We start from the raw sequence: 22,982 nt of genomic DNA on the forward strand, positions 1-22,982 counted from the left end.
CATCATGTCGAACATCATCAAGCCGGGCAGTGACGCCGAGAAGTCCCAGTTGAGCTTGGGCACGGCCGCCGCGCGCCAGCTGGCCACGACGACCAAGTCCGTCCCGCAGATGCAGGGCATCTCCTCCCGGTGGCTGCTCAAGCTGCTGCCCTGGGTGCAGGTGTCCGGTGGCGTATACCGCGTCAACCGCCGGCTGAGCTACGCGGTGGGCGATGGCCGCGTGACGTTCACCACCACCGGCGCCAAGGTGCAGGTCATCCCGCAGGAGCTGTGTGAGCTCCCCCTGCTGCGCAGCTACGACGACGTCGAGGTGCTGACGGCGCTGGCCAACCGCTTCGAGCAGAAGACGTACAAGGCCGGCGATGTCATCACCGAGGTGGGCAAGGAAGCGGACTGCATCGTCCTCATCGCCCACGGCAAGGTGAACAAGATTGGCGCCGGCAAGTACGGTGACGCCACCGTGCTCGGGGTGCTGGCGGACGGCGACCACTACAGCTACGAGGCGCTGCTGGAGTCGCAGGACTACTGGAAGTTCACGGCCAAGGCCGCCACGGCCTCCACCGTGCTGGTGCTGCAGCAGTCCGACTTCGAGGCCGTGATGGCCCAGTCGCCCTCGCTGCACAAGCACGTCGAGCAGTTCAAGGCGCGCTCGAAGAAGAAGCAGGACACCACGGGCCAGGCCGAAATCGAGCTGGCCGCGGGCCACACCGGCGAGCCGGTGCTGCCCGGCACCTACGTGGACTACGAGACGTCGCCCCGCGAGTACGAGCTGAGCGTGGCGCAGACGGTGCTCCAGATTCACACCCGCGTGGCGGACCTCTTCAACGAGCCCATGAACCAGACGGAGCAGCAGCTCCGGCTGACGGTGGAGGCGCTGAAGGAGCGCAAGGAGCACGAGCTCATCAACAACCGCGAGTTCGGCCTGCTGCACAACGCCGACCTCAAGCAGCGCATCCACACCCGGCGCGGCCCGCCCACGCCCGACGACATGGACGAGCTGCTGGCCACCGTGTGGAAGGAGCCGTCCTTCTTCCTGGCCCACCCGCGCGCCATCGCCGCCTTCGGCCAGGAGTGCAGCCGCAAGGGCATCTACCCCACCAGCGTGGACTTCAACGGCAACATGGTGCCCGCCTGGCGCGGCGTCCCCATCTTCCCGTGCAGCAAGATTCCCGTCAGCGACTCGCGCACCACGTCCATCATGCTGATGCGCGCGGGTGAGAAGAACCAGGGTGTCATCGGCCTGCACCCGGGCACCATCCCCGACGAAATCGAGGCCGGCCTCAACGTCCGGTTCATGGGCATCAACGAGAAGGCCATCATCAACTACCTGGTCACCAGCTACTTCTCCGCGGCCGTCCTCGTGCCCGACGCGCTGGGCATCCTGGAGAGCGTCGAAATCGGCCGCGGCGACTAGCCCTCCTTCCGCTCGGATGACCTGAGGGAATCCACATGACGAAATTCGTGAAGACGGGCGACGACACCCCGCGGCTGAGCCTGGGCACGGCCGCGGCGCGTCAACTCGCGACGACGACGAAGACCGTCCCGCAGATGCAGGGCATCACCCCGCGGTGGCTGCTGCGCATGCTGCCCTGGGTAGAGGTGACGGGCGGCACGTACCGGGTCAACCGTCGGCTGAGCTACGCGGTGGCGGATGACCGCCTCGTGTTCAGCAACATCGGCGCGAAGGTGCAGGTCATCCCGCAGGAGCTGCTCAAGCTGCCGCTGCTGCGGGGCCTGAGCGGCGACGACGAGGTGATTGCGGCCCTGGCCAGCCAGTTCACCCAGGCGGAGTACAAGGCGGGCGACGTCATCGTCGAGGCGGGCGCTCCCGCCGAGCACGTGTTCCTGCTGGCCCACGGCAAGGCGCGCAAGCTCCGCGCAGGCCCGTATGGCGCGCCCGTCACCCTGGACGTGCTGGCGGACGGCGACCACTTCGGCGACCAGGCGGTGGTGGAGTCGGATGACGTCTGGACCTTCACCGTCAAGGCCACCACGCCATGCACGGTGCTGTCCCTGCCGCAGCAGGTGTTCGAGGGCCTGATTGCCCGGTCCGCCACGCTGCGCGCCCAGGTGGAGCGGTACCGGGAGCGCCTGAAGAAGCCCCAGGACAAGCTGGGGCAGGCCGCCATCCCCCTGGCCGCCGGCCACTCCGGTGAGCCGGACATCCAGGGCGGCTACGTGGACTACGAGCTCACGCCCCGCGAGTACGAGCTGAGCGTGGCCCAGACGGTGCTCCGGGTCCACACGCGCGTCTCCGACGTGTTCAGCGACCCCATGGACCAGACGGAGCAGCAGCTTCGGCTGACCATCGAAGCGCTGCGGGAGCGGCAGGAGCACGAGCTCATCAACAACCGGGACTTCGGCCTGCTCCACAACGCCGACCTCAAGCAGCGCGTCCACACCCGCAACGGGCCGCCCACGCCCGATGACCTGGACGAGCTGCTCAGCCGGCGCCGCAAGTCGCGCTTCTTCCTGGCGCACCCGCGCACCATCGCGGCGTTCGGCCGGGAATGCACCCGCCGGGGCATCTACCCGACACCCATCGAGGTCCAGGGCACGCCGTGCATGGCCTGGCGCGGGGTCCCCCTGCTGCCGTGTGACAAGATTCCCATCACCGAGCAGCGCACCAGCTCCATCCTCGTGCTGCGCACCGGCCAGGAGGACCAGGGCGTCATCGGCCTGCGCCGCACCGGCCTGCCGGACGAAGTCGAGCCCGGCCTCTCCGTGCGCCGCATGGATGTGACGGACAAAGCCATCACGAACTACCTGGTCAGCACCTACTTCTCCGCGGCGCTGCTCATCCCCGATGCGCTGGGCGTGCTGGAGAACGTGGAGCTTGGCGGCTGATTTTTCGGAAAGTGACACGGCGGGTCCAGGCGCAATGCCTGGACCCGCTGTGCCGCCTGAAACGCTCGCGTGCCGCATCCGTCAACCGGCGGGCCGGGTTGATTCGCTTTGCGTGGCGGAGCATCGTCCGCGGCCATGAGTTCGAGCGAACAAACCCAGACAGTCATGGCCCTGGCCGAAATCTTCGTTCCGCTGGCCGTGGGCATCCTCCAGGGCATCCTGGTGATGAAGTTCGTCAGGCCGCTGCTCATGGAACGGCTGGGCGGGCTCGCCGGCCTGGTCCGCTCCCGGGCCAACACCTTCTTGGGCATCGTCCAGATGTTCCTGCTCCTGGGCGTGGTGGCGGCCTGCAACGCCGCCTACGCGCCGCAGACGCTCGCCTGGCTCCAGGAACGCGACATCCTCCCTTTCGAGCCCACGCTGCTCGTGCTGCGCATCTCCGCCATCATCGCCTCCTACCTGAGCGGAACCAACCTGGTCCATCTGGCCTCGGCCCTGTCGGACGACACGGAGTCGAACACGCTGGAGCCGCTGCCGCTCAACAACCGGCGCCAGCGGTGACGCGCTCGATGAGCGCGAGCATCGCCTCGCGGTAGGCCTTCGCATCGCCGCCGGTGCTGATGGCCAGGGCCGCGCGGTCGAAGGCGGCGGACAGCAGGCTGGCGAGCGCTGGCACCAGCGACCCGTCCCCCAGCAAGGCGGCGAGCCCTTCTCGCAGCGAACCCGCGGCGGAGGACTCGTCGAGTGCCATCATCTCCGCATGGCCGAACACCGCTGGCCCTTCCACGAGGAGCAGGCGCGTGCGGCCCGGGATGGCCATCGCGTCGAGGTAGGCCAGACTTCCAGCGATGAGCGCCTCCCGCGCGCCCAAAGCCGGCGGCGTCGCCTGGTCGATGGCCCTGCGCAGCTCGGCGAATTCCCGCTCGAGCACCGCCCGCAGCAGCGCCTGCTTGTCCTCGAAGTGGTGGTAGAGCGCCCCGCGCGTCACGGCGGCGGCGGCCACCACCTCCGGCGTCGACGTCTGCGCGTACCCCTTCTCCACGAACAGCGCCCGGCTCGCGCTCACGAGCGCCTGCCGCGTCGTCGCGCTGCGCTCATCGTTGCTTCGTCGTGCCCTCGATTGCATACATGCAGCCTGTATGTTACCTCATTGAAAAACAAGCCCGAAGGAGAGCGGAAGCCCATGAAAATCACCAGTTACTACCCGGTCATCATGACGAACGACGTCGCGGGTACGGCGGCGTTCTACACGGCGCACTTCGGCTTCAGCCCGCGCTTCACCAGCGACTGGTACGTCCACCTCCAGTCGGACGATGCAGAGCATGTCGCGCTGGCCATCCTCGACGGCCGGCACGAAACGGTGCCGGCGGTGGCCCGGGGCACGGTGGCGGGGACCATCCTGAACTTCGAAGTGGAAGACCCGGACGCCGTCTACCGGGACGTGCAGGCCGCCGGCCTGCCCATCCACCTCCCGCTGAGGGACGAGGCGTTTGGCCAGCGGCACTTCATCACCGCGGACCCCAACGGGGTGCTCATCGACGTCATCAAGCCCATTCCGCCGAGCGAGGACTTCGCGAAGCAGTACGAGGCCAGCGCGCTTCCCGTCGGGTGACGGCCGGGGCCGGAAGCCGCGTGGACGCGCGGCTCCCGGCCTGGCCAGACGCGAGTCTCAGCGCGACTGGGTGGAGCGGACGCCGTTGCGGAAGTCCGTGTGCCAGGCCTTGGGCAGGCGATTGAGGAGCGACACCTGCGGCTCGCGCTTCGGCGCCTGCAGTTCGTCCTGCATGGTCATGTCCCCCACCAGGAAGCCGCCCGCGTAGAGGGTGCGGCCATTCTTGCCCACCGCCAGCAGCTCCGGGTCCGTGCCCAGCCGCAGGTTGTAGACGCGCATCTTGTCAGGCGACACGGGGGTGATGGACGTCAGGGTGGAGACACCCTTCACGGTGCGAACCTGGTCCTTCACCTTCAGGTTCTTGGCCGCCACCACCTTGCCGGTGCTCATGATGACGGGGTGCATCTCGGTGAGCGTCACGTCATGCCCCACGCTGTCGCGCAGACGGAAGAGCGGCTTGGCCTCGTTACCCCGCGCCACGTCGGTGACGGTCAGCACCGTGCCCTTGGCGTCGGCGATGACCTTGTCACCCAGCTTGACGCTCTCCACCGGGGCGAGCGTGCCGTCCGCCAGCTTCACCTGGGTGCCCTCCGCCATGCAGCTATTCCAGAAGTAGATGTTCGGCGTGACGCCCGTGGTCGGCATCGGGTAGGTGACGAAGAAGGACTTCACCTTGGTGTTGCAGCGCACCTTGCCGGCGACGTGGATGTTGAAGCGCGTCAGCTCATTGATGATGGTCTCCGCCGCGCACGAATCCGGACTGGTGCCCGAGCCCTGTCCCGGGAGGTTGAACAGCCAGTTCACGTTCGTCAGCACGTTGATGTAGCTCTGGTTCCCGCCAATGGGGATGGAGTTGGCGAAGAACGTCTCATTGAGGCACGTGCGCCCCGTCTGCGCGGCGATGAGCTGGACACGCGCCCGGTCAATCTGCGCCACTACGCACTGGAAGCCGCCTTCCGCGCCAGCGCTCAGCGTGCCGCGCACCGGGACGTAGAGGTTCTGGTAGTTGTAGGGCGCATTGAAGGCCCAGAAGTCCGAGGCGTTCAGCACGCCCGGCTGGTTGGAATAGGACGCCGCCACGCCGGTGGGCGACGGAGGATAGGGCGCCAGCGTGCCGTTCTGGTAGCCGGCGACCGCGTAGTCGCAGTCCGCGCCACCACGGAGTTGACAGGCCACGATTTCGGCGCGGGACGCCTGCTCCAACACCTTGCGCGGGTGCGTGAAGGTCAACGTCGTGGGCGCGTTCAGCGCCGCCGCGCGCTCGACGATGTACGAGGTCTGGTCGATGTTGGGCCCCATGGCCATTACCAGGGACTCCATGCGGAGCGTGCGCCCCTTGCCCGTGGCAATCGTGGCGGGAGCCTTCACGTCATCGAAGCCCATTCCACCGCCGTACTCTTCTCCCGCATCAGAGGAGACGAGCACCGTCTGGGTCTCATCCTCGTTGACGTCGTAGTTGAAGAGGTCGGCGTAGATGTAATCCGCGCCGTCCTTGCACACCACCTCCACCACGGGGAAGAAGGTGGTGTAGCCATTGTTGGTGGCGACGTGCGGCTGGCTGTACTTGAGGAAGTGGTTGCACCAGGCCCGCTCCGTCTCCACCTGATTGGCGACGCCTTGACGCGCCAGCGCCCGCTCACGGCCTGCGTCCAGCCGGCGGAAGAGTTCAGGGGAGTTCTTCGCGTCCTTCCCTGCGGAGCGCAGGCGCCCCTGCAGGAACTTCCAGTCGCGCTCGTCCGACAGGTCCAGATTGATTTGGAACTGCCCCGTCCGCTGGCTGATTTCGTCGAACTTCCGCGTCAGCCGCCCGGACTCCGCCAGGTTCGCCTCGGGCGCCTTGAGCGCATTACTCCAACCCAGGTTCATCAACATGAGACCCGCGACAGGAACCACCTGAGCCAATCGCTTCCACATCCCAGTCTTCCGATGCATGTCCTCTCCTTTGCGCACATACGACACCCGGCAAAGGGCATCCCAGACAAAGACTCTTGAAATACGCTCACGAACCCGCGCGAACCCGTTCCGCACGCGGCAGCGCCGCGACGGTGGTTCCAGACGGATGCCCCCGCATCAAAACGACACGAACATCCCGCCCATCACCCCAGACAGGCCTCAAAATGGAACTCAGCCAAAACAATCCCATACAGAAACGCCCGCATGCTGCATGGCAGCCAATTCACTCGCAATAGCACCTGCCCACTACTCACAGTGAATAGTGGCCTTTTGGCCGGAGTTCCCGCGTTTGCACTGTCGGTTGTCAGACGCTCATCCCAAGCCCGACCCTTGCACACCTTGCGCATGGGCTTGGGAGGTCTGCTGTGCCTCGACATCCTGGTCGAGGCGCACGCCATCCACGGCACCGGCGCGGACGGCCAGGTGCCGCGGCGGTACCAGGACCCGGCGCCACGACGCTCCGCCATGGCGCCGGAGCATGGACCGGCCCCAGGCCCAGCGCGTGACGATCTTGGGCGCAATCCCGCGCAGCGGCCCTGGCAGCGCGTCCAGCATGCCCCCAGCGAGGGCAGCGCGTGGCGCCCCTGGTACACCGACGCCAGACGGAGACGCCAGTAGGGGTTGAAGAAGTGGGGCTGCTCCGCTGTGTACGATTGGCGTATGCGTCGACTTGCGGCGCCGCCCCTGCACGAAACCCCAATCCTGTTCACGGAGCCAGGAGTAACCGGGTTCGCCTTGACGAGTCGCACGACCTGACGGGTACGCACCAACGCGGGGACGCCAGGCCCACCCGGTGCGCGTGAGGCCACGCCCCCTCGGCCAGCGACATCCGCATCGACGCTGGCCAGGACACCGCGCGCGGCGGATGGCGCCGTGCCACCTGATGCCCCCGCCCCCCATCCACCCGCCAGGGCCCGGCGCCGTCCGGAGAATGCGCTCCGCCATGCCGCAGGCACGACAGACACGGAAAGGCTGTGTTTCACGCAACCTCATCCAATGACTTCTCACGACTTGAGAACACCGATTGTTTCTCGAATTCGCCGCACCTGAGCAACCCTGAAACATCACACGGGGTATGAGACCCTGGCGAAATGCGCCACGCCGGTTTCACCCTGAGCGCGGTGGCGAATCTCATCGAAAAGACACATGCGATTGTTTATAGGTGCGTGTACTTTTCGATACGGCTCTGGAGGCTTCACTGAAGCGCTCGCACACCCGGGAATTCCCCACGCACGTCCTGTACTGGCTCGCCGCTGGCTTCGCCCTGATTTACGTGGTGGCCGCGGCGTTTCTCTCGTTCGGCAAGATTTACCTGCTCCCGCAGGACTTCATCAAAGGGCTCTTCCGCTACCACTCCGCGCAAATCGTCCTGCTGGCGGGCATCCCCTGCGGCCTCTATTTCATCTTCTGGCGGGCCAGCGACTTGTTCTCATGGCTGGCCGCGCCGCCCAAGCTGGTGGTGGATGAGGAGTGCCTGCGCGCGGGTGACACGCGCATCGCATGGCGGAACGTGAGCGCCATCATCACGGTGCAGAACCACGACCGGCTCGTCCTGCGCCACCGCGGGGGCACCTACCGGCTGAGGTTGAACCTGTGGAGCGACGCGGACGAGCTGTACGCCCACGTCACGGACCATGTCGTCGATGCGCTGATTGACGGCGTGCACCGGCAGGTCAACGCCGGCAAGACGGTGCAGTTCGGGCCCCTCTCGCTCAGTGGCGCCGGGCTGACGCACAAGAAGCGGCTGATGCGCTGGGACGACATCGAGAGCATCCGCTTCCAGGACGAGTTCGGCGACGGTGTCTCCACCCGCGAGCTGATCATCGCCGCCCAGGGCAAGCCGCTCAAGATTGACGAGGCCCGCATCGTCAACGCGCCCGTCCTCCTGGCCTACCTGTCGCAACGGCTGGCCAGCTGACTCCCTTTCCCCTCACAGGTCGCACGTCATGGAAATCTACAGTTCCTCGCAGAACAAGCAGAAGACGCTGAAGCCGCGCGAGGTCTATTACTCGCGCACGAAGCTCATCATCGGTGTGGTCATCTGGACGGTGGCCTCGGGCCTCTGTGGCATCCTCACCTTCCGGCTGGCGAACAGTCTCGGCGCGATGGCGCTCTGCGGGGCGGTCAACCTCTGCATGGTCTGGATGCTCTACGGCTGCATCAGGCCGCTGGGCAACCTGGACAAGCCCGCGCTGATCATCGGTCGGGATGGCATCCGCTTCGAGGATGGCCTGCTGATTGAATGGGCCGACATGACCGAGAATACCTATTACAGCCAGTCCTACATGGGCATCCCCACGCTCAAGATGATTCAAATCAAGACCACGCTGGACAAGCCCAAGACGAAGAAGATGCGGGTGGCGGCGCTCGACATCGACAGCGACGAATACCTGGAGCTCTGCGACACCTACAGCAAGCGCGCGGCGCTGGCCCCCGCACGGGCGTAGCGAGAAACCTGGCACCGCGCCGGCATGAAGGCTGGCACGGCGCCACGTCGGAACGCCCCTGGGGAGATACCGGGGGCGCCCGGCCAGTGGTAGCAGGGTGACACTGCCGCGGAGACACGCGCGAGCAGGTCCTCGGTCTCCAGCCATGCCTCACCCGACAACAGCGGGAGCTGCGCGCCAAGTGCGGCTCCGCCGCCCTCAGCCCGTGAAGCGCTCGACGAGCAACTCCAGGCGCTGACGCAACACCCGCGTCGTGGGCAGGTCGGACTGGAGCCCGTCGACGGCCAGCATGAACACCTCGGCGAGCGGCCGCGACTCCAGAACGGCCTGCGTGTACTTGAGCCAGCGTCGGCGATGTCTCGCCTCCACCTCCGGCAACAGCCGCTCGCAGGCGGTGTAGAACTCGGAGGCCATGGGCGCCCCGGCCATCAACTCCCACGGCTCCAGGAGGATGATTTCGTACACCTGGAGCAGTTTGTCGCCCGCGGCGCCCGGCCGCGCCAGCACCTGCTCCACGCGCGGGTAGCGCGCTTCGAACAGGGATTCGAAGACGGCCGCGAAGATGTCCTCCTTGTTCTTGAACTTCAGATACAGGAGCGGCCGCGACAGGTTCGCCCGCTTCGCGATGTCATCCAGGGACGTCTTCGCGTAGCCGAAGCGCAGGAAGCACTCCAGGGCCGCGTCGAGAATCGCCGTCCGGCGCAACGCATCACGCTCTTCGCTCCTGGTGCCCGCCATGCGGAACAAATTGACAAGAATGTCCTATTTCGTCAATTCATCACCGCCTAACGACGAGCGCGGGTGGACGGCATGACGTGGCGAAGGAGGCTGGCGTATGCGGCAATGGGAACGGCGGCGCTGCTGGCCCTGCTGCTGACGGTGGTCACCATCCAGGCCTGGCCGGCGCTGGGTCAGGCCGCGGACGGCGCGCGGCGGGCACGCATGGAGCGCTCGCCCCAGTGGCAGGACGGGCACTTCGACAACCCGCAGCCCCTGCGCAACGACACCTGGGGCTCCATCGCGAGCATGTTCAGCGCCAGTCCCGACGTGAGCCCTGCCCAGGGAGCGCTGCCCTCGGTGACGCTGGACGGGAGCGCGTTCGGCGCGCCGCCCGCCACCGGCCTTCGCGTCACATGGTTCGGGCACTCGACGTCGCTCGTGGAGCTGGACGGTCAGCGGATTCTCATCGACCCGGTGTGGAGTGAGCGCGCGTCGCCCCTGAGCTGGATAGGACCGCGCCGCTGGTACGCCCCGCCCCTGGCGCTGACGGAGTTGCCCGCCGTCGACGCGGTCGCCATCTCCCATGACCACTACGACCACTTGGACCATCGAACGCTGTTGGCGATGAAGGACTGGGACACGTCCTTCATCGTGCCGCTCGGCGTCGGTGCACACCTGGTGGGCTGGGGTATCCCCGAGTCGCGCATCATCGAGCTCGACTGGTGGGAGCGTGCGCGCGTGGGAGCGCTGGAGGTCGTCTGCACCCCCGCCCGGCATGCCTCGGGCCGGACGGGCATCGACAAGGACGCGACGCTGTGGGCGGGCTTCGCGTTCCTGGGCCCCAAGCACCGCGTGTACTACTCGGGCGACACGGGCCTGTTCCCCGCAATGAAGGACATTGGCGAGCGGCTGGGGCCCTTCGACCTGACGATGATTGAGGTGGGCCAGTACCACAGCGCGTGGCCCGACTGGCACATCGGCCCCGAGCAGGCCATCACCGCGCATCAGTGGGTCCGGGGGCGCGTGCTGCTGCCGGTACACTGGGGCCTGTTCACCCTCGCGCTCCACGGATGGACGGAGCCCATTGAACGCGTGCTCGCGGCGGGTGAGGCCACGGGCGTGAGCGTCATCGTCCCGAAGCCGGGTGAGCGCGTCGAACCCGGTGCGCCGTCCTCCCTCGAACGCTGGTGGCCCTCGCTGCCGTGGAACACGGCGGCGCAGGACCCCATCGTCTCCACCCAGTTGGACTGACGTCCCTGCCCCGAACTGTCTGAGCGCCAGTGCCCGCCCGCCTGCCCTCCGGGGTGACGCCTGCCTGCCCGCCCGGCCCAGGTGCCCTTCCTCGCGCCAGGAAGCACCTTGAGCGCGGGAGGCAGAGAGCGGATGAACAGACGACTCGCTTCGTTTTTCCGAAGAGACCCGGCCGAAGTCCAGGGCGCGTATTTCCTGCTGAAGGGCCTGTTGCCCTGGCTCCAGCCGAAGCGGGTCACCCGGTTCACCGGGCCCATCCGCGAAGGCTGGTTGATGAAGACGGTGGGCGGACTCGCCGGCACGGTGGGCGCGACGCTCCTGTCCGCGCACCGCCATGGCCGCGTCACGCCGGAGCTCAGGAAGCTGGGCATCTGGAGCGCGCTCACGCTCCTGGTGGTCGACGTCTCCACGTACACCACGAACCGGAAGCGGCGCTCCCCCGTCTTCCTGGCCGACGCGGCCATTCAGGCCGCGCTGCTCGCGGCGCAGTGGCGCGCGCGCAGCCGCATGCCGGTGGTCATCGACGCACGCGCCTCCAGCCTTCGCGACCCGTCGCGGTACGGTGCGGGCGAGCACGGACGGTGGAACATCCTCCCCGGCGAGTCACGCGACGCGGCGGGCAATCGCGACATCGTCGACGAAGGCTCCATGTCTTCGTTTCCCGCCAGCGACCCGCCTTCCTACATGGGTTGACCGCTTCGCCGCTGGGTCTCCCGGAGCGGCCGGTGTAAACCGGGGAGCGTGAACGAAAGCTGGGAGCGGCGATTCCGCCGAGAGGTCAAAGAGATGGACGCCGCCCTGCGTGGCGTCCTGTCCCGGACACAGTCTGACGAAGAGCTCCGTGCCGCCCTCGAGGAACTGGCGCGCCGCCCCGCCTTCCGGTCCTTCACCTGGCTGTGGGGGCCCGCCCTCCACGCCAGGGACCGCGTCCGCTTCCGCCCCCTCATGCTGTCCTGCTTCTCGCCCGGCAGCGTCACCGCCGACGGGAAGTGGCAGAACCCCTGGCTCGGGGAGAATTCCTCCGCGCTGGAGGTCTGGCTCTTCGACGCGGACCGGGCCGACGACGTGGAGATGTTCCGCCGCCTCCTGGACTGGAAGCTCGCGGGCCTGCGCGCCCCCCGGCAGGCGGAGTTCTGGCGGACCGAGGTGGTGCGGCGTGTCCAGAAAGCGCCCACGCGCGCGGCGCGGCACACCGAGCTTGCCAAGATGGACATCGGCTGGGGCCGGCTGGACGAGCCCACCGCCCTGGCCCTGGACGCGCTGGACGCGGAGGCCGCCCGCCCCTTCATCCTGGAGCATCTGCCGTGGAGAGGGCCCCGCGAGCGCCAGCCCATGTGGAACACGCTGCGCGAGCGGGCCCAGGCGCGGGGTGATGCGGCCCTGGCCTCCGCGCTCTACCGGCGATGCGTGGATGAGCCCACATGGTGCCGTGATGCCCTGGCGCTCGCACGCACCGTCCAGTCCCCGGCCGAACTGGTCGCCGCGCTGAAGGCGCACCACCCGGAGGCGCCCATGCCCGGCGCGGCGCGGCTCTTCGTGGAGCTGGCGGAGGCGCGCGGACGTGACGTGGTGCCCTACCTCCTCGGCCACCTGCAGGCGGTGGCTCCTCGCTGGAGCGCGCTGGGACGAAAGGACGCGAAGGGCTTCCCGGAGCTGCTGGCGCTCGCGCGGGCGCGGGACTGGGACGATGTATGGGGCGCGCTCCTGCGCACCTCGGCCATGGCGGAGACGTATGACGCGGAGGTGCTGCGGCTGGTGCAGGACGACGCATCGCTCCCGGCCCGGACTCGGCGCCGGCTGCTCCAACTGGCGGGCGCGGGCGGCGAATGGAATCTCCCCGGCCTGGGCCTGGCCCGGGTGCAGCCGCTGACGGACGCCACCGCCACCGCCCTGTACGCGCGCTTTCCGGAGCTGGTACGCGGCCCCTTCCGCATGCACGTCGCTTCGGGCTGGCGCGCCGCGTACCCCAAGCTGGTGATGCGCGCGCTGGAAGCGAACGACGAGGACCTGCTGGACTACCTCGCCAGCCGCGCCGCCATGCACCTCCCGGCGACGGGGAGCGCGAAGGAGTGGGAGAAGGTGCTCGACGCGCTGGCCGCGCACTACGAGGCCCTGCCAAAGGAGGGCGGCGTCTTCGCCCGCCGCGCCGCCAACGCGCTGGGCGCCCTGCCCGCCCATTCCATCTGGACCTTCGACGCGCTGATGGAGAAGAACCGGCTGGCGCGGCTGTTCTTCCTCCGCTCGGACGACTTCTACCTGGCCGAGCCCCGCGCCGTGCGCGACCTGCTGGAGGCGCCGCAGATTCACGTCCAGGCGCTGGCCTTCCGGCTGCTCGGCCGCAACTCCGCGAAGGCCCGCGAGGTGGCCGCGCAGAACCTGGACCTGCTCCAGGCCACCCTGCTGAGACCCCTGCACCGGCGCACGCGTCACGCCGCCTTCGACGCACTGGCCAACGCCGCCGCCCACGGCGTGGAGGCCGCCCGCGTGCTGGTGCCGCGCGTGCGTGACGCCTTCGCGCTGCCGGACTCGCGCTATCCCAAGGAGTCGCTGATGGCGCTGCTGGCCCGCATGCTGGCGCGCTGGCCCGAGCTGCGAGACACAGCGGAAGTCCCCCACGTCTTCGGCCTGCCCGCGAAAGGAGACGGCGCGTGACGGCCTCCAGCTTCCTCTACGCCACGCCCTCCGTATTCGAGTCCACCCGGGAGCGCTCGCAGCTCAGCCTGTCCGCGGACACGCACCGCCCCGTGCGTTTCCACGCGCGCGTGGCCCGGGACGTCCTGTCTCTCCGGATGGCGCTCCAGGCGCTCGGCGGGCTCATCTGGCAATCGGACGCGTGGAACGAGACGTGGGGCGGCGGGCTGCTGGACCCGCTCATCACCGTGCACCCCGACCGCGTCTTCTTCGAGGCCTTCAGCCAGGACCAGAGCGCCTACGGGCTCGTCATCGTGGACCGCGGCCTCTTCGAGCCCGAGGGCGCGGTGCGCTGCGGCACCACCAACGTGGACTTCACCGCCTGGCTGTGGGCGGCGCTGGCCGAGATGCGCTCCACCCGGGAGACACACCTGCGCATCGGCCCGGAGGGACTCGACGTGCGCACCACCGGCGCGGGCGGTCGCTTCGAGCAGAAGGTGGACGTCCCGGAGCCCTGGGTGCGAGGCCTGCTCCAACTCCAGGGCGGAATGGCGATGCCCGGCACCCGCCTGACGGCGCGGCCGGTGGACCTGCTCGCCGCGGTGCGCTTCCTCAGCCACACCAAGGCCAAGGTGTCACCGCGCGCGCTGCGCTACGAACTCCACCCGGGCGAGGACGCGCGGCTGATGCTGGAGCCTTGGGAGCACCCCGTGCCCTTGAAGGGCGCGGCCCACGGCTACACGGCGCCTCGCATCATCCGGACCTGGGGCCGCCGGCGGCTGCGGCTGCTGGAGCCGCTGCTGCCCTACGCGGAGCGGGTGGACATCTACCTGAAGGGCCGCGCGCTGCCGCACTTCTACGTCGCGCACCTGCCCGGCGGCGTGCGCTTCCTGCTGGGCCTGTCCGGGTGGACGGCGAATCACTGGACGAACACCGCGGGCATGGACCTGCTGCTGGAGCCGGCGCGCGACAGCGCGCTGGCGGAGCGTGTGCTCGGCGTGCTGCGCGAGCGCTTTCATGCCTCGACCGAGGACGTGGCCACCGCCCTGGGCGTGGACACGGCGCGGGCCGCGGGCGCCCTGGCGGCGCAATGCGCGGCCGGGCGCGCCATCTTCGACGTGGAGGCGCGGCGCTGGCGCCACCGCGAGCTGTTCGCCACGCCGGTGGACCTGGGCCGTCTGTACCCGCCTGACGCCCGCCGTGAGGAAGCGGAGCGCCTGGAGGCCGCGGGCGAGGTGGAGGTGACCTCCGCGGCGCCGCGAGAGAAGCGCAAGGTACGCACGCTGCCCACGCCGGAGGGGCCCGTCACGCGCGAGGTGGTTCACCGGGACTGGGTGGTCCATGGCCGCGCGGGCCCGCAGTCGGGCGTCGAGTTGGTGATGAACGACGAGGACCGTGTCCTCTTCGGCCGGTGCGGATGCGAGTACTTCGGCGAGCACCTGCTGAACCAGGGCCCCTGCGCACACCTGCTCGCGCTCAGCCGCCTGGCGCGAGCGCAGCGCCGCGAACTCCGCAGCTCCGAGCCCGCCTCCGAGGACGCGCTCGCGGCCCGGGCGGCGGGGGCGGACGCGCGGCGGCGGCCCACGGAGACGCTTGACCCGGGAGACGACGAATGACGATAACGGCAGGTGCTCTCGGGAGAGGCCAGGGCTCGCAGATGAGCCATGAGTACCGCGGTGTTTCGCCGCGGGGGTGTTCTGTCCCCATCTCTTCGCCAGGGTCCCAGCGTACGCAACGCAGGGAGCCCCGGGTCCAACGCCTCGCAGGTCGTCCCCTGGCCTCTTCCGGAGCACCATGAGCTGGTTCGACACCACCCTCTCCCGGCTCAAGGGGTTGTTCAGCCGTCCCGTGACACGAAGCACCACCGGGCTGGACGTGCCGCTGGATGCCCACGGACGTCCCCAGGACGTCGTGACGGAGACGGTCTCCACGTCGGGCCCCCTGAAGCCAGGGCACCTGCGACAGGTCCGCCGGGATGCGCGGCTGCTCCCCAAGGGCGTCCGCCGCTACACCCCGGGCCGGAAGAAGTGGATGGAGGCCGCCGAGGCCCGGCGGCTGTTCTCCGCCACGCTGCGCACGCGGAACCGGAACCTGAGGGACTTGCTGCCCGACGAGGCACAGCTGGCGCGCTACGGCCTGCCGGTCTGGCGCACGGAAGAGGACGTGGCAGCGGCCCTGGGCGTCTCGGTGGGCGTGCTCCGCCACTACAGCATCCACCGCCCGCGCGAGCGGGTGCGGCACTACGTGACCTTCGCCGTGCCCAAGCGCTCCGGAGGCGTCCGGCTGCTGCATGCGCCCAAGCGGCGCCTGAAGGCCCTGCAACGCCGGATGCTGGCGCTCCTGGTGTCGAAGCTCCCCGTGAGTCCACAGGCCCATGGCTTCGTGCCCGGCCGCTCCATCAAGACGGGCGCCGCGCCGCACGTGGGCCGGCGGGTGGTCCTGAAGCTGGACCTGAAGGACTTCTTCCCCTCCGTCACCTTCGCGCGGGTGCGAGGGCTGCTCATCGCCCTGGGCTACGGCTATCCCGTGGCGGCCACGCTCGCGGTGCTGATGACGGAGTCCGAGCGCCAGCCCGTGGAGCTGGAGGGCATCCTCTTCCACGTTCCCGTGGGCCCACGCGTCTGCGTGCAGGGCGCCCCCACGAGCCCCGCCCTGTGCAACGCGGTGCTGCTGCGACTGGACCGGCGGCTGGCGGGACTGGCGCGTCGGTACGGCTACACGTACACGCGCTACGCGGATGACCTCACCTTCTCCGGCGACGACGTCACGGCGCTGGAGCGAGTCCGCGCGCTGGCCGCGCGGTACGTGCAGGAGGAAGGCTTCGAGGTCAACCGCGAGAAGACCCGCGTGCAGCGCCGGGGCGGTGCCCAGCGCGTCACTGGCGTCACCGTGAATACGACGCTGGGCTTGTCACGCGAGGAGCGGCGGCGGCTCCGGGCGATGCTGCACCAGGAGGGGCGGTCGGAGGACGTCGAGGCACACCGCGCGCACCTCGACGGCCTCCTGGCCTACGTGAAGATGCTCAACCCGGAGCAGGCGGAGCGGCTCGCTCGCCGGCGCAAGCCGCGCGGGACGTGAGCGAGGGCTCAGCTCCGGATGGGCCAGGGCCTGTCACGCGTCCCGGCCTCCCAGTTGTCATGGCGGCCGTCCCAGTACACGACCTTGAGCTCACCGGGGTCGACGTCGTCCAGGCACTGGATGTTGACGGACCGGAACTCTCCACCGAGCTCCTCGACGAACCCGGCGGAGAAGCAATGGATGCCGCAGTGCTTGCAGAACGAGCGGAAGTTCGGGCTCGAGCCCTTCCGGAACTCACCCAGGTGCTCCGCGCCCGCGGTGACGCGGAAGGCGCTCGGCTTCGGGTAGGCCTGCGTGCCGCCGACCTTGGTGCAGATGCTGCAATTGCAGCGGCTCACGGGCTCCGACAGATCCATCTCGGCCTCGAAACGCACCGCTCCGCAAAGACATCCTCCGGTGTACTGCTTCAGCTTGCTGTCCTTCGACATGACGGCATCTCCTCGAGCGAGTGAAACGACGCCCTTGACTTAGACAGCCCGCATGACAGGGGTATGTCAGGTATCTACCGGCCCGCCGCGCACATCTGCCAATCGAAGCCCCCTGCCGCGGATGTACCGGCGGGGACAGCAGAGTCCCCAGACTTCGACACCTTGCGTCATGCCCCAAAGACGCAGCGTCGCCGTAAATTACCGCTCATGACGGAATTGGGCCTGCCCGATCACCCCTGAGGGATGACACTTCGCACCTCGGCGTGGTAACCGGACTCTCCCTCGTTGGTGGTCAAACGGTGTGCGCTCACGCCCGGCCACCAGCCAGGGTGGCCGCTGTGGACCTCGTGGCCGCCCTGACTACCGCAGGAGAAACGAGACATGAGCGTTATGTCAAACGCAGCACTGGCTCTGTCCACGGGTCGCCGGTACCGTGCCTATACCACACGACACCTGGACGAACTGACGACTCGGGCTGGGCTCTCAGCGGATGAACGGCTCGCGGTGCAAGCGGTGGCGCACGTGCTGCCCTTCCGGACCAACAGCTACGTCGTGGACGAGCTGATCGACTGGGCCGCCGCGCCCGCCGACCCCATCTACCGGCTCGTCTTCCCGCAGGCGGACATGCTGCCCACGGAGGACGTGGCTCGCATGGTGGACCTGCTGAGCTCCGGTGCATCCCCCCTGGAGCTGAACGCGGCCGCCAACGAGATTCGCGCGCGGCTCAATCCGCACCCCGCTGGGCAGATGCAGCTCAACGTTCCCAAGCTGGCCAACGAAGAGCCCGTCCCGGGTCTCCAGCACAAGTACAAGGAGACGGTGCTCATCTTCCCCAAGCAGGGTCAGACGTGCCACGCGTACTGCACGTACTGCTTCCGCTGGGCGCAGTTCGTCGGGGACGCGGACCTGAAGTTCGCCTCGCGGGAAATCGAGCCGCTGGTGAACTACATCCGCGCGCACCCCGAGGTCACCAACGTGCTGTTCACCGGTGGCGACCCGATGATCATGACCGAGGCCGTGCTGGCCAAGTACATCGAGCCGCTGCTGGACATCGAGCACCTGGAGGCCATCCGCATCGGCACCAAGGCGCTGGCCTACTGGCCGCAGCGCTTCGTCACGGATTCGGACGCGGACGACATCCTGCGCCTGTTCGAGAAGGTGGTCGCCTCCGGCAAGAGCCTGGCCTTCATGGCGCATTTCTCTCATCCCAACGAGATGGTCCCCGAGATTGTCCAGGAGGCGGTGCGCCGCATCCGGGGCACCGGCGCGGTCATCCGCACCCAGGCGCCGCTCATCCGCACCATCAACGACACCCCGGGCACCTGGGAGAGCATGTGGCGCACGCACCTGCGCCACGGCATGGTGCCGTATTACATGTTCGTCGAGCGGGATACGGGGCCCCAGGACTACTTCGCGGTACCGCTCGCCGAGGCCTACGACATCTTCCGCAACGCCTTCCAGAGCGTGTCTGGACTGGCGCGCACGGTGCGCGGCCCGTCGATGTCCGCCACGCCCGGCAAGGTGTGTGTGGACGGTGTGGCGGAGATTGCCGGCGAGAAGGTCTTCGTCCTCCACTTCATCCAGTCTCGCGACCCGGAGCTCGTCGGCCGGCCCTTCTTCGCGAAGTACGACGAGAAGGCATCCTGGCTGTTCGACCTCAAGCCCGCGATGGGCGCCACCCACTTCCCGTGGGAGGAGCCGTCCGCGTAGTCGTAGCCGCACGCGGCGGGAGGCCCCAGTGGCTGGCCTCCCGCCCCGGGCGAATGCCCTTTGAAGCGGACGCGGATCCGGATGGCCAACGTCAGCGTCAGACGCCTGGCATCCGGCTCATCGGCCGAAGCGGTCATGCAAAGCTTCACACCCACGCAAAGCGAGTCGCCATTCACGTCACGCCGCGCGAGGGTTTGTGACGTCCAGCATCACACGCCCGTGACGCCTCCCTGGCCAGGCGAGCATCCACCCGGCACCTTCGTCCTGGGGCGCACGGTGCATACCGTGGCGTCATGCTCGGCGACCGTTCCTGGGAGGAGTGGATTTCGGAGTACTCGAAAAGCCACACCCATGCTGTCAACCGTCTGTGTCACACGGTGGGCATTCCGATGATTGCGGCCTCGGTGCCCCTGGCCGCCGCATCCCCGTTCGTCCCTCGCCTCTGGAAAGTGCCCGCAGCCCTCTTCGTCGTCGGGTGGAGCTTCCAGTTCGTGGGCCATGCCTTCGAGCGCAAGCCCCCTGAGTTCCTCAAGGACTGGCGCTTTCTCTTCGTGGGCCTGCGGTGGTGGGCCGCGAAGGTGGCGGGCAAGGCTTGACGCCCGCCTGAATCGCTCAGGCCCTGGGGGGCGCCGCTGGCGTGCGCACGTGTTCGGGCCGTACGCCCATGCCCACCAGGCGCGCCGGAATGCGCCGCAGGAAGGGGACGTGCTGGACCAGCCACAGCGGCAAGGGAAGCGCGGTGGACGCCGCCGGGCTTCGCAGCGCGGGCCCGAGCACGCGATTCTGGATGAGGACCTGGGCCCGCTGGGTGACACGCGTGGGCCACTCCCGGCGCTCCTGGACGCGCCGCAGGTCCATGGGCGTCACGTGCCGGGCCAGCAGTGGCCCCGCGAGGATGTTGGCGGCGGCCACCGCGTCCTGCACCGCCAGGTTGATGCCGACCCCGCCCACCGGTGACATGGCATGCGCCGCGTCGCCAATGCAGAGCAGGCCCGCCTGGTACCAGGTGCGCAGCCGATCCACCCGCACGGTGAGCAGCTTCACGTCGTCCCACGTCGCCAGTTCGTGGGCCCGGTCCGCCAGAAAGGGCGCCAGCCGGGCGAAGTCCTCGCGGAAGGACACCAGCCCGGCCTCGCGCAAGGCGTCGAAGCTGCCCTTCGCGATGACACGCCCGCATTGCCACGAGTCGCCCCGGTTGATGAGGACGAAAATCTGTCCCTGCTCGAAGCGGCCCATGGGGTCCTCGGGGTCTTCGGGCTTGCGCGAGACACGGAACCAGAGGACGTCCATGGGCGCGCCCAGGACCTCCACCTCCAGGCCGGCGCGCTGACGCATGATGGAATTCCGGCCATCCGCCGCCACCACCAGCGACGCACGAACCTCCAATGAGCCCTCCGGCGTCCGAGCCTGGACGCCGACGACACACCCCTTCTCACGCAACACCTCCGTCACTTCGGCACACCGGCGCAGGTGGAAGCCCGGGTACTCGGCGGCCTTCCGCGCGAGGAAGTCGAGCAGGTCCCACTGCGGCATGAACGCGATGTAACGCGCGCGCGTGGGCAGGTGAGAGAAGTCTCCGACGATCACGTCATGGGCACCGCGCTGGAGGCGCAACACCGGCGCCTTCTGATGCGGCAGGGCCAGGAGCTCATCCAGCCACCCCAGCTCGTGCATCAGTTCCAAGGTGGAGGGGTGGATGGTGTCGCCGCGGAAGTCACGCAAGAAGTCCGCGTGCTTCTCCAGCACCGTCACCTCCACTCCCGCCCGTGCCAGCAACAAGCCCAGCATCATCCCCGCCGGGCCTCCTCCCACGACACAGCACTGCGTGGTGCGCACCTCGTCGGCCATGTCAGTCCCCCGCCATGTCAGCCTCAGGCAGCAAGATTCTACGAACGCCCCACCCGGAACGACCAGACCTTCCAGGACCGAACGTACCTCCCTGACAGCAGCGCGCTTCAAGGGGACGCTTCTCGGCGCACAAAAAACAATGTCATTTCAGACCCGACATGACACGCCGACAAGTCGTCTGCCGAGTCCTTCAGAAAGTGCTTGAACCAATGGCTAACAAAGCGCTGTGAATTCAAATGGAATTCACGGACGCCGGCCGCTGGCTCGAAACCCGGTGCGTGTCCGCGCGAGTGGGGCGGCCCTGGTCTGAGGTGCGGCCTGGGGTGCCCGGATCCTGTTCGACTGCCTCAAAGACGGCCTGCGTCAATTCTCATCCCATGAGATTTTCAACTCAACGAGCATGGCACTCTGCAACGCAGCGCGCCCGCAGCCCGAGAATCCCAGAGACACTGGCGGGACTTTGAGAGCCGCCGCTCGAGCGAGCGCCTGGCGAAACCTCCCCTCGCCGGGGATGACAGAGGCATGAGTTAGGGTCTCGCCCTGCTGGGAGATTCTTCCCGGCATTCAACTTTGTAGAGGTTTCCTGATGCGTTTTCCTACCTGGGCGCGCGCGTTGCGCACGACTTCATTTTGCCTCGTGGGTGCCTGCTCGCTGTTGACGGCTTGCGACTCCAGCGAAGATCCAGGGCCCGGCAACGAGCCCCCGCCCGACACCACCCCTCGTACGCTGACGCTGCTGCAGACGAGCGACCTGCACACGAACATCTTCCCGTGGGACTACTTCTCCGGGAAGCCCGACGCGAAGCGCGGCGTCGCCAAGGTGGCCACGCTCGTCAAGCAGGAGCGGGAGAAGAACCCGGACTGCACGCTGCTCGTCGACACGGGCGACACCATCCAGGGCTCACCGTTGGGCACCTACTATTCCCTGGTGGACAACACGCCCCAGCATCCCATGGCCGCCGCCATGAACGAGATGGGCTATGCCGCCATGGCCCTGGGCAACCACGAGTTCAACTTCGGCCAGGACGTCCTCAACAAGTTCAAGAACGAGGTCAACTTCCCGCTGCTTGGTGCCAACGTGCGCAACAGCGCGGACGGCTCCGAGGCCTTCACGCCCTACATCATCAAGACGGTGTGTGACGTGAAGGTCGGCATCCTCGGACTGGTGACGCCTGGCGTGACGACGTGGGAGCGCGCGGAGAACATCGCCGGCCTGCGCTTCGATGACCCGCTGCAGACGGCGAAGGACTACGTGCCGCGGATGAAGGAAGCCGGCGCGGACGTGGTGGTGGTGGCCATCCACAGCGGTCCCGACCGGCAGCCGACCGGCAGCGCGAGCAACCCCGAATCGTGGCTGGCCGACTACGCGGATGATTCGAAGTGGGCGGACCGGGGCAACCTCCCTGGAGAGAACCAGGCCGTCCAGATTGCCCAGCAGGTCCCCGGCGTGGATGTCCTCCTCACGGGCCACACGCACCAGCCCATTCCGAAGATGCTGCTGCGGAACGTGGACGGTGGCGAGGTCCTCCTCACGCAGCCCAACCGCTGGGGGAGCCACCTGGCCGACGTCCAGCTCCAGGTCACCTGGGATGGCGAGCGATGGGGCGTGAACACCCATGACGCCCAACTCCACGTCGTGGACGACACGGTGGCGGCGGATGCCGCCGTCACCCAGAGCACCCAGGTCCACCACGACACGACGGTCGCCTACGTGAACCAGAAGATTGGCACCACCACCGGCGTGTTCCCGGGCGGCTTCGCCGGACGCTACGTGGACGGCCCGCTGGGGGACCTCATCAACATCGTGCAGGAGCAGGCCGCGCTCGAAGCCGGTTTCGCCGTGGACCTGTCCCTGGGCGCCATCTTCACCAACGATGTCTCGCTGCCCGAGGGAGACGTCACCCTGCGCGATGCCTACAGCGTCTACATCTACGACAACACGCTGTACGTCATGGAAATCAACGGCTCCATCCTCCGGCGCGCGGTGGAGATGAACGCCAACTACTTCACCACCATTGACCCGGCCAACCTGCCCCAGACGCCCGCGGAGGCGAAGGCCACCTCGCCCTCCATCGCGGACTACAACTGGGACCTCTACTCGCACATCGAATACGGCTATGACCTGACGAAGCCCGCGGGTTCGCGGACCACGCACCTGCGCTTCAAGGGCAATGAAGTCACTGACGACCAGGTCTTCATCGTCGCCATCAACAACTACCGCGCGGGCGGTGGTGGCGGGTACAGCATGTTCAAGGAAGGCCGCGTGCTGTGGACGTCCGCGGATGGCGTGCGGGACTACGTCGCGCGCTACCTGCAGGAGAACCAGGGGCTGTCGCCGGACGCGGTGAACACCTGCAACTTCACGCTCGGGCCCGACCTCTACACGCCGTACTACGCGGCCACGTTCGGCCCGGCGAAGTGCCTGACCGTGGAGACCGTGGACTAGGGGCTGTCCCT

20 protein-coding genes are annotated in these 22,982 nt (G+C 68.1%); 15 read left to right on the plus strand and 5 right to left on the minus strand.

The features are described 5' to 3' along the window. The first annotated feature begins 4 nt into the window (after positions 1-4). The 3 genes from FMQ63_RS19045 to FMQ63_RS19055 all read left to right on the plus strand — a co-directional run bounded on the left by FMQ63_RS19045 (position 5) and on the right by FMQ63_RS19055 (position 3,408). Complete coding sequence (locus tag FMQ63_RS19045) at positions 5-1,414, plus strand: family 2B encapsulin nanocompartment shell protein (RefSeq protein WP_011556190.1); 1,410 nt, start codon at positions 5-7, stop codon at positions 1,412-1,414. 35 nt (positions 1,415-1,449) lie between these two features. Next, positions 1,450-2,847: a family 2B encapsulin nanocompartment shell protein gene (locus FMQ63_RS19050; protein WP_011556191.1), complete on the plus strand. Its 1,398-nt coding sequence runs from the start codon at positions 1,450-1,452 to the stop codon at positions 2,845-2,847. 165 nt (positions 2,848-3,012) lie between these two features. Then, positions 3,013-3,408, plus strand: coding sequence for a hypothetical protein (locus FMQ63_RS19055; protein ID WP_020478526.1), 396 nt, complete (start codon positions 3,013-3,015; stop codon positions 3,406-3,408). Here FMQ63_RS19055 and FMQ63_RS19060 read toward each other — a convergent pair. Beyond that, positions 3,386-3,973, minus strand: coding sequence for a TetR/AcrR family transcriptional regulator (locus FMQ63_RS19060; protein WP_011556193.1), 588 nt, complete (start codon positions 3,971-3,973; stop codon positions 3,386-3,388). The genes FMQ63_RS19055 and FMQ63_RS19060 overlap by 23 nt on opposite strands. 57 nt (positions 3,974-4,030) lie before the next feature. Here FMQ63_RS19060 and FMQ63_RS19065 point away from each other — a divergent pair, with 57 nt between their 5' ends. Continuing rightward, complete coding sequence (locus FMQ63_RS19065) at positions 4,031-4,459, plus strand: VOC family protein (RefSeq protein ID WP_011556194.1); 429 nt, start codon at positions 4,031-4,033, stop codon at positions 4,457-4,459. A gap of 57 nt (positions 4,460-4,516) precedes the next feature. Here FMQ63_RS19065 and FMQ63_RS19070 read toward each other — a convergent pair whose 3' ends face one another. Further along, positions 4,517-6,391 carry a Hint domain-containing protein gene (locus tag FMQ63_RS19070; RefSeq protein ID WP_043612895.1) on the minus strand — a complete coding sequence of 625 codons (1,875 nt, stop codon included), beginning with the start codon at positions 6,389-6,391 and terminating at the stop codon, positions 4,517-4,519. 366 nt (positions 6,392-6,757) lie between these two features. Between FMQ63_RS19070 and FMQ63_RS37475 the strand changes: the two genes are divergently transcribed. From FMQ63_RS37475 to FMQ63_RS19085, 3 genes are all read left to right on the plus strand, one after another. Then, on the plus strand, positions 6,758-7,030 hold the full coding sequence (locus FMQ63_RS37475) for a hypothetical protein (protein ID WP_194866441.1): 273 nt from the start codon (positions 6,758-6,760) through the stop codon (positions 7,028-7,030). Between the two features lie 544 nt (positions 7,031-7,574). Next, entirely contained in the window at positions 7,575-8,330 is a 756-nt protein-coding gene (locus FMQ63_RS19080) for a DUF6585 family protein (RefSeq protein WP_011556196.1), read from the plus strand. Between the two features lie 28 nt (positions 8,331-8,358). Next, positions 8,359-8,859 (plus strand): hypothetical protein, encoded by a 501-nt coding sequence (locus FMQ63_RS19085; protein WP_011556197.1) that lies wholly within the window; start codon positions 8,359-8,361, stop codon positions 8,857-8,859. Positions 8,860-9,057: 198 nt separating this feature from the next. Here the strand turns inward: FMQ63_RS19085 and FMQ63_RS19090 are convergent, their stop codons facing one another. After that, complete coding sequence (locus tag FMQ63_RS19090) at positions 9,058-9,597, minus strand: TetR/AcrR family transcriptional regulator (protein ID WP_011556198.1); 540 nt, start codon at positions 9,595-9,597, stop codon at positions 9,058-9,060. A 72-nt stretch (positions 9,598-9,669) separates the two neighbouring features. Between FMQ63_RS19090 and FMQ63_RS19095 the strand changes: the two genes are divergently transcribed. The 5 genes from FMQ63_RS19095 to FMQ63_RS19115 all read left to right on the plus strand — a co-directional run bounded on the left by FMQ63_RS19095 (position 9,670) and on the right by FMQ63_RS19115 (position 16,539). Beyond that, positions 9,670-10,830: an MBL fold metallo-hydrolase gene (locus tag FMQ63_RS19095; RefSeq protein WP_011556199.1), complete on the plus strand. Its 1,161-nt coding sequence runs from the start codon at positions 9,670-9,672 to the stop codon at positions 10,828-10,830. Positions 10,831-10,962: 132 nt separating this feature from the next. Continuing rightward, positions 10,963-11,523 (plus strand): hypothetical protein, encoded by a 561-nt coding sequence (locus FMQ63_RS19100; RefSeq protein ID WP_020478530.1) that lies wholly within the window; start codon positions 10,963-10,965, stop codon positions 11,521-11,523. Between the two features lie 93 nt (positions 11,524-11,616). Then, the gene (locus FMQ63_RS19105) at positions 11,617-13,482 is read left to right on the plus strand and encodes a gliding motility protein (protein ID WP_216609136.1); all 1,866 of its coding nucleotides are present in this window, start codon (positions 11,617-11,619) and stop codon (positions 13,480-13,482) included. Beyond that, the gene (locus FMQ63_RS19110) at positions 13,479-15,077 is read left to right on the plus strand and encodes a hypothetical protein (protein WP_011556202.1); all 1,599 of its coding nucleotides are present in this window, start codon (positions 13,479-13,481) and stop codon (positions 15,075-15,077) included. Before FMQ63_RS19105 ends, FMQ63_RS19110 begins: the two co-directional genes overlap by 4 nt. Positions 15,078-15,255: 178 nt before the next feature. After that, positions 15,256-16,539 (plus strand): reverse transcriptase family protein, encoded by a 1,284-nt coding sequence (locus FMQ63_RS19115; protein ID WP_011556203.1) that lies wholly within the window; start codon positions 15,256-15,258, stop codon positions 16,537-16,539. 8 nt (positions 16,540-16,547) lie between these two features. Here the strand turns inward: FMQ63_RS19115 and FMQ63_RS19120 are convergent, their stop codons facing one another. Beyond that, positions 16,548-16,967 (minus strand): GFA family protein, encoded by a 420-nt coding sequence (locus tag FMQ63_RS19120; RefSeq protein WP_011556204.1) that lies wholly within the window; start codon positions 16,965-16,967, stop codon positions 16,548-16,550. 381 nt (positions 16,968-17,348) lie between these two features. Between FMQ63_RS19120 and FMQ63_RS19125 the strand changes: the two genes are divergently transcribed. Together FMQ63_RS19125 and FMQ63_RS19130 are read left to right on the plus strand one after the other, a co-directional pair. Continuing rightward, complete coding sequence (locus tag FMQ63_RS19125; RefSeq protein ID WP_011556205.1) at positions 17,349-18,677, plus strand: KamA family radical SAM protein; 1,329 nt, start codon at positions 17,349-17,351, stop codon at positions 18,675-18,677. Positions 18,678-18,970: 293 nt separating this feature from the next. Beyond that, positions 18,971-19,273 carry an Mpo1-like protein gene (locus tag FMQ63_RS19130; protein WP_011556206.1) on the plus strand — a complete coding sequence of 101 codons (303 nt, stop codon included), beginning with the start codon at positions 18,971-18,973 and terminating at the stop codon, positions 19,271-19,273. Between the two features lie 16 nt (positions 19,274-19,289). On the opposite strand, the gene FMQ63_RS19135 is transcribed toward FMQ63_RS19130, so the two are convergent. Further along, a complete protein-coding gene (locus FMQ63_RS19135; protein ID WP_011556207.1) occupies positions 19,290-20,525 on the minus strand; it encodes an FAD-dependent oxidoreductase in 1,236 nt (411 codons plus the stop codon). A gap of 637 nt (positions 20,526-21,162) precedes the next feature. Between FMQ63_RS19135 and FMQ63_RS19140 the strand changes: the two genes are divergently transcribed. Next, positions 21,163-22,971 carry a bifunctional UDP-sugar hydrolase/5'-nucleotidase gene (locus FMQ63_RS19140; protein WP_011556208.1) on the plus strand — a complete coding sequence of 603 codons (1,809 nt, stop codon included), beginning with the start codon at positions 21,163-21,165 and terminating at the stop codon, positions 22,969-22,971. Positions 22,972-22,982 lie beyond the last annotated feature (11 nt).

Origin of the sequence: Myxococcus sp. CA005, assembly GCF_006518205.1 — a bacterium.
Taxonomy (GTDB): domain Bacteria; phylum Myxococcota; class Myxococcia; order Myxococcales; family Myxococcaceae; genus Myxococcus; species Myxococcus xanthus.

What these genes read in the sequence shown, in the direction of transcription:
- FMQ63_RS19120 (WP_011556204.1), bottom strand. Translation starts at nt 16,967, where the DNA reads ATGTCGAAGGACAGCAAGCTGAAGCAGTACACCGGAGGATGTCTTTGC.
- FMQ63_RS19070 (WP_043612895.1), bottom strand. Translation starts at nt 6,391, where the DNA reads ATGCATCGGAAGACTGGGATGTGGAAGCGATTGGCTCAGGTGGTTCCT.
- FMQ63_RS19130 (WP_011556206.1), top strand. Translation starts at nt 18,971, where the DNA reads ATGCTCGGCGACCGTTCCTGGGAGGAGTGGATTTCGGAGTACTCGAAA.
- FMQ63_RS19095 (WP_011556199.1), top strand. Translation starts at nt 9,670, where the DNA reads ATGACGTGGCGAAGGAGGCTGGCGTATGCGGCAATGGGAACGGCGGCG.
- FMQ63_RS19085 (WP_011556197.1), top strand. Translation starts at nt 8,359, where the DNA reads ATGGAAATCTACAGTTCCTCGCAGAACAAGCAGAAGACGCTGAAGCCG.
- FMQ63_RS19060 (WP_011556193.1), bottom strand. Translation starts at nt 3,973, where the DNA reads ATGCAATCGAGGGCACGACGAAGCAACGATGAGCGCAGCGCGACGACG.
- FMQ63_RS19105 (WP_216609136.1), top strand. Translation starts at nt 11,617, where the DNA reads ATGGACGCCGCCCTGCGTGGCGTCCTGTCCCGGACACAGTCTGACGAA.
- FMQ63_RS19115 (WP_011556203.1), top strand. Translation starts at nt 15,256, where the DNA reads ATGAGCTGGTTCGACACCACCCTCTCCCGGCTCAAGGGGTTGTTCAGC.
- FMQ63_RS19065 (WP_011556194.1), top strand. Translation starts at nt 4,031, where the DNA reads ATGAAAATCACCAGTTACTACCCGGTCATCATGACGAACGACGTCGCG.
- FMQ63_RS19090 (WP_011556198.1), bottom strand. Translation starts at nt 9,597, where the DNA reads ATGGCGGGCACCAGGAGCGAAGAGCGTGATGCGTTGCGCCGGACGGCG.
- FMQ63_RS19055 (WP_020478526.1), top strand. Translation starts at nt 3,013, where the DNA reads ATGGCCCTGGCCGAAATCTTCGTTCCGCTGGCCGTGGGCATCCTCCAG.
- FMQ63_RS19135 (WP_011556207.1), bottom strand. Translation starts at nt 20,525, where the DNA reads ATGGCCGACGAGGTGCGCACCACGCAGTGCTGTGTCGTGGGAGGAGGC.
- FMQ63_RS19050 (WP_011556191.1), top strand. Translation starts at nt 1,450, where the DNA reads ATGACGAAATTCGTGAAGACGGGCGACGACACCCCGCGGCTGAGCCTG.
- FMQ63_RS19125 (WP_011556205.1), top strand. Translation starts at nt 17,349, where the DNA reads ATGAGCGTTATGTCAAACGCAGCACTGGCTCTGTCCACGGGTCGCCGG.
- FMQ63_RS19045 (WP_011556190.1), top strand. Translation starts at nt 5, where the DNA reads ATGTCGAACATCATCAAGCCGGGCAGTGACGCCGAGAAGTCCCAGTTG.
- FMQ63_RS37475 (WP_194866441.1), top strand. Translation starts at nt 6,758, where the DNA reads ATGGGCTTGGGAGGTCTGCTGTGCCTCGACATCCTGGTCGAGGCGCAC.
- FMQ63_RS19100 (WP_020478530.1), top strand. Translation starts at nt 10,963, where the DNA reads ATGAACAGACGACTCGCTTCGTTTTTCCGAAGAGACCCGGCCGAAGTC.